Genomic DNA, 5,495 nt, shown 5'->3' with positions numbered 1-5,495 from the left:
CGTCGAGGCCCAGCGCACCGAAAACCTCGGCGGGATCCTGGCAGCCTCGACGCGGAAGTCAGCAAGATCAGCGGATCCGAGGATTTCGTCACCGTCCTGCTGGCACAGATCACCGGAGGGAACCTGGCACTGGTCAATGCGGGACATCCAGACCCTGTCCTACTCCGTGACGACACCGTCCGCATGCTCCCTGTCACCATTCGCCAGCCACCGCTGGGTCTCGGTGCCGGTGACGTCGACATCACCCGGGTCGTCCTGCAGGCAGGTGACCGTCTGCTCCTCTACACCGACGGCCTCACCGAAGCGCGCAACCCGTCAACCGGCGAATTCCTCCCCCTCCTACCGACCGCCCGCGCCGCCTTCACGAACGTCTCCCTCGATACGAGCTTGACCGCACTCGTCCACGCCCTGCGGAAGTGGACCTCATCCTCATTGAACGACGACGTGGCCATCCTCGCCGCCGAAGTCACCGACCGGCGACAGAACTAACGATCTTTGACTGCCGAGCTGAACATCAGCCTCAGATTTTTGACCGGGCCCCCGACAAGGTGTGCGTGGACGCCTGGTCGTCCAGGTTGTCCTGATCATCCGGGTTGTTCAGGTCATCCGAATAGTCCGGATCGTCCGACAACGGCGGGACCCAGCGTAGGCGGGCGAGGTGGCGGGCGGCGGTGACGGCCTGGTCGGCATACCGCTCGTAATAACGGGACAGCAGAGCGAGGTCCACGGCCCGTTGGATGCCGTGGGGCCAACCGGGGTCGGTGAGAATGGCCATCAGCTGCCGGTGGATGCGGTCGATGGGATCGTCGCCCGCGGTGACCTGTCGGGCGGCCAGCGCCGGGTCGTCGGCGCAGATCGCGGTGGCCAGACAGCTGGCCTGCTCGGCGCACAGCCGGCCGAGACGGGTGAGGGTGGGGCGCAGCCCGACGGGGACCACGACGGCGGGCGCCCGCCGGTCGGCGGTGGCGGCGATGTGGTCGGCGAGTTCAGCCATCCGCTGCACCGCCGTAGCGGTCCGCAGCCCGGCCACGACCAGGTGAAGATCCCCTGCCACCGGATTCTGGCGGGCCAGCAGCATCACCAGGTCCTCGTCGAGGTTCTGACAGCAGCCACGCAGGCAGGCCACGGCGGTGTGCACCCCGGCGGTGTCGGCCTGCCCGGTCACCGCGGTGGTCGCGTCGAGGACGATCTGGCTGGTCTGCTCGGCGAGTTCACCCAGCATGATCCGCAGACGCCGCAACGCCGCCGTGTACTCCCATCGACGTGGTCCGGGAACGTCCATACCCCCCATCTTCCACCGTGTGCCCACGCAAATACAGTCGGTCGTGGAAACAGCCCCTCTGGCGACCTGAGGACCGCGACCTGCCGGACCTGCCGGACCGGCTTCCGGACCTGTCCTCCGGACGAACAGCGGGGCCGCCACGGCAGGGTTGCGTCCGCCGGAATCAGCCGATCCTAACTGTGGATCTTCCGAGATCGTTGGTAATCGGCGAACGCAACGATGCCCTTCCGACTTCTACTCGATGGGTTGGAAAGTCCACGCCTGGCCTGGGATGCCGGCGTCGAGTGGTCTCAGGGCGCTGCGAGGCGGGAAGATCCGCAACAGGCTGAAATCCACGGCCAGCTCCTCACCGTCGACGGGACCGCCGGGGACGACGATGTGAAAAGCGGACGCCTCCGGGCTGGGGTAGAGCGACCATTCGCGGGGGTCCGGATAGCCGGCGATCGGCTTGTTCACGTAGGGGTCGCCCTCGAACCCCAGGTACGTCCCACTCGTGAGGTTGCGGATCGTGTAGCTGCCGTTGTCGAGTGCCTGAAGCGCCCACTCCTGTTCACCCGGGTTACCAGTGGGAGGCAAGATCACCACCGGGCTTCCGGGGCGCGACGACCCGCCTTCCAGAGTGAGCAGGTTCTCCCCGAGGCGGGCGATCGCGTAAGGACCGTTCGGTACAGATGCCAAGACCGGCTCCGCTTCTTACGCGCGGTGTCCGCGCAGACACCGTTGGTCTACTGGGCGACCACATCGAAGCACACTTACGAGCCAGATGCGGGAAATATGTAGCAGCTCCAGCACCCAGAGTGAAGTTAGCCCGATTTAGCATGTATCTGAACTTTTCATGACAATATCGATACAAGCGCTCTTCTAGAGCAGATTCGGAGAGTTGCCGGCCGAAGTCATGTCGCGTTTGTGGTTCCACCGAGGTTTGTGGCCGTCCCCGGTATGCGCCCCGACCGACATGCCGACCCCTGCGGCCACCGGCCAACCGAACCGTCGACCGCTGCGGTGCCGGTCGGGCCGCCGGCCGACCGACATGTCACCCCCGGCGGCCACCAGCCAACTCGAAGATCGGCAGAGGCGAGGTACGCAAACGCAAGACCGGCACACCCGCCACCCGATTACCACTACCTGAAACCACAGAGCACATCGGAATCACTTATCCAGCCATCAGATGATGACCAGAAAGCCTAAAACGGTGCGTCTATAGCTTTTCCCGTATCAAGGTTCCCTCACCGAATCGGCAGAGCCGATCCGATGGGCGGGGTCCTGGGTCACCGGCTCGCCGGGAACCGATCCGCCAGGCTGGGGCGACCCCCGTGGGCTGTACGAGTGCACTGGGTGGCATACTCCCCACTAGGACGATACGGGGGGATTCGACCAGCGGTGATCCGGTGACGGGTGGGCAGAACGAGGAACCCGCAACGCGACGGGATACCCCGCGTCGCCAACCGGGGAATGCGACCGTCCGGGGCCACCGGGCGAGCTGGTTGACAGGGAGCAGCCATGGCGAACAATAACCCGGGCCGGAGACGACTGCCATGATTCCGTTTTTCGATGGCGTCGGCGCCGTTCTCACCCTGCTCCGTTCCCTCGCCGTCGATCTCAAACGGCGCAGGTCGTCACCACTGGTATGCCTGGTAGCTGATGCGGGTAGCGGGTCCTGGCTGGCCAGCGTATGCCATCGGGTGTGCCTGGGCGGAAATCTTTCCACGAGGACCAGACTACTCCGCATATTCCGCCGGCTATTCGGATCGTCCCCCACTCTGATCCCGCACGTCTATCTCGATCTGGCGCCGGATGACCGTCGGCACCCGGATTCTCCACCCCTTCCTGTGCAGGACGACCCACCATCTGTGCTGCCGGTGCTGCACGCGCTCTTCGACCAGCTACACACGGAGCCGTCCGGCCTGGGATGCCGTTTCTGCACGTATGCATTCGCGGACTGGCTGACCCGACAACGGCTGGATCCTCTTCCTCCTGGGAGAGCCCGGCGGGAAAAACTCACCGAACTCCTGCGGGACAAGCTCAAAGGCGCCGGTAACGGCAACGGCACCAACCCGTTGCTGGACGGCGTGTCCGGCCTGGCCCGGCTGCTGCTGGTCGTGTTCATCATTCTCGGGCCGAAGGTGCGGTTTTGGCTCTGGGTATCCGGATATCTCCCCGTACCGGGTCTGGTGCGCACACGCTGGTTCATGAGACAGAGGTGCTTTCCAGCGGCGCCCGGGGGGACGTTCATTTCTTTTGCCGTCGAACTTGCCGCGGACACCTTCCGCACTCCCGAGCAGCGGGTTCAACGCGAACGTCTACTGGTCGACGCCTTTCTCCATGACCTGCGGCTCGCCTACCGGCGCCGGCTCTGGCGGCCATGGGCGTGGCGGCGCACCGCCCGGGTGCTGGTCCTCCTCGACAACGTCGCCGACGACCCGCGGGGTCAGCAGTTCCTGAACCTGGTCGCGGACGTCCGCAACACCAGCAGAAAGGCCGATCCTCTCCTGCTGGTCGCCGGCTACCGGGCCGACGCTGTACCGCCGCCTCCCCTGGCCGCCGCCAACGCAACGGACGCGTTCGATACCTGGAACACGACCTACAAGGCCTGGCGCCGGGCCGAGCCACCCGGCGACATGGACTGGCGGCTGTGGTTGCGGGTGCCCACCTTCGTGCAGGCACCGCCCGGGTTGACAATTGGCCCGGATGCCGAGGGCTGGGGGCGGCACCTGTCCGCACCACCGCCTCCGATATGGGCGCGCCGGCGGGTACTGGTTTCGCTCACCCTTGTGGTCGTGCTGCTGGCAGGCGGGGTCGCCTGGTACAAGACCCCCGGCCTACGCCATCACTGCCGGTCGCGGGCGGGTGTCTCGGTGTCCTGGGTCGGTGGCCAGTGCGTCGGCTACAGCGACGGCAGCTACAAGTTCAACGCCGGGAAGACCTCGGAGCCCGCCAGGCAGTTGCTCACCGTGCAACAGAAGATTGCCGAGCAAAATCAGTGCGCGGCAAAACTCCACAATCTTCCACTGGGACAGTTGCCGTACGGACTCGGACTCATGACACTGGTCTACTTCGCCGGCCTCACCGGGGAGACCGACAGTGACTGGACAGCAGCGCAGGTCGCCGAACTGGAAGGACTACTTACCTGGCAGCGGGCACTGAACCAGGTACAAGGCGCGTCCGGAGCCTGTGCGGGCACATCGAAGAACCCCTCAGGGGTGGCGTTGCGCATCATCATCGCCAACGGCGGTAATACGATGAGATATGCCGACCAGGTGGCTCGGGACCATCTCGTGCCGCTGGCCTCCGACTCCGAAGAGAACGTCCTCGGCGTCATCGGCATGGATCGCAGCACCCAGCGGACCGGCCAGGCCGTCACCACCCTCGGGAATGCTGGTGTGCCCGTAGTTGCCACGACCCTGTCCGGAGACGGCATGCAGATTTTCTCACCATTCTATTTCCAGCTGGTGCCGGACAACCGACGGCAGGCCCTACTGGTTGCCAATTATGCCGTGAAGAACGCGAAGAAGAACATCTATATATACTATCCACGGTCGCCCACGGATCCCGCCGGCCAGGGGTGGCCGGCGGTGGACGATTTCTATGTCTCCACCCTGGTGCACGACGTGCAGGAGGAGGCCATGCGCGCCGGGCTCACCTACAACCTGCGTGGCTGGGCGCCCAAGGAAAACACGCGGGACTGGTTTCGTCAACAGTGCGCGACAATACAGCAACCAGACGATCTGATCTTCTTCGCCGGTCGATACGACAACTTCCACGAGTTCGCGGAGGGTATGCGTTCCTGTCTGGATCGGGTGCTCGCCGACGACTCGGTGTCACGGTACGTGGTCCAAGCGGCGGGTCGCAACAGCACAACCGCGTTTCGGTTTGTTTCCAAAGGCGCTCCGGTGCTGCTTGCCAGCGAGGACTGTTTCCGTGGAAACTTGACTACGGGACCGCTCGTGACCGACTCTCTGCGCGATTTTTGCCTCCGCCTGAACGATATGTACAGGGCGACCGGGATGAGCACTCCCGGGACATTGTGGCCGGACGAGCGGATCGGCCTGGCCTACGACGCGGCCAAGCTGTTCGTCGACATCGTCGAGACGTGGGGTCCGGTCACCAAGGCGGATATCGGGAGGCGGCTACGGGAAGCCTTCCCGGGCAAGGAAGAAAAATGTGAGGACACAGCCTTTCCGGCGGGAGCGTGGCCGGGAGCGACCGGATGCGT

General features: G+C 64.9%; 4 protein-coding genes. 2 read left to right on the top strand and 2 right to left on the bottom strand.

Annotated features, from left to right (window positions below):
* Positions 1–489 (top strand): PP2C family protein-serine/threonine phosphatase (locus tag DD1DGNOD_RS27025; RefSeq protein ID WP_165036708.1); only part of this gene is annotated, 489 nt, incomplete at its 5' end.
* Between the two features lie 31 nt (positions 490–520).
* Here DD1DGNOD_RS27025 and DD1DGNOD_RS13775 read toward each other — a convergent pair.
* On the bottom strand, positions 521–1,282 hold the full coding sequence (locus DD1DGNOD_RS13775) for a phosphate signaling complex PhoU family protein (RefSeq protein ID WP_131770328.1): 762 nt from the start codon (positions 1,280–1,282) through the stop codon (positions 521–523).
* Between the two features lie 234 nt (positions 1,283–1,516).
* Positions 1,517–1,960, bottom strand: a complete 444-nt coding sequence (locus DD1DGNOD_RS13770) for an RICIN domain-containing protein (RefSeq protein WP_131766792.1) — start codon at positions 1,958–1,960, stop codon at positions 1,517–1,519.
* 1,172 nt (positions 1,961–3,132) lie between these two features.
* Here DD1DGNOD_RS13770 and DD1DGNOD_RS27020 point away from each other — a divergent pair.
* A partial coding sequence (locus DD1DGNOD_RS27020) for a hypothetical protein (RefSeq protein WP_206443161.1) occupies positions 3,133–5,495 on the top strand: 2,363 nt, incomplete at its 3' end.

It is taken from the genome of Candidatus Protofrankia californiensis, assembly GCF_900634765.1.
In the GTDB taxonomy this organism is placed as follows: Bacteria; Actinomycetota; Actinomycetes; order Frankiales; family Frankiaceae; genus Protofrankia; species Protofrankia californiensis.
The sequence above is the reverse complement of the archived record's forward strand: the minus strand, read 5'-3'. Positions and strand labels throughout refer to the sequence as shown.

What these genes read in the sequence shown, in the direction of transcription:
- DD1DGNOD_RS13775 (WP_131770328.1), bottom strand. Translation starts at nt 1,282, where the DNA reads ATGGACGTTCCCGGACCACGTCGATGGGAGTACACGGCGGCGTTGCGG.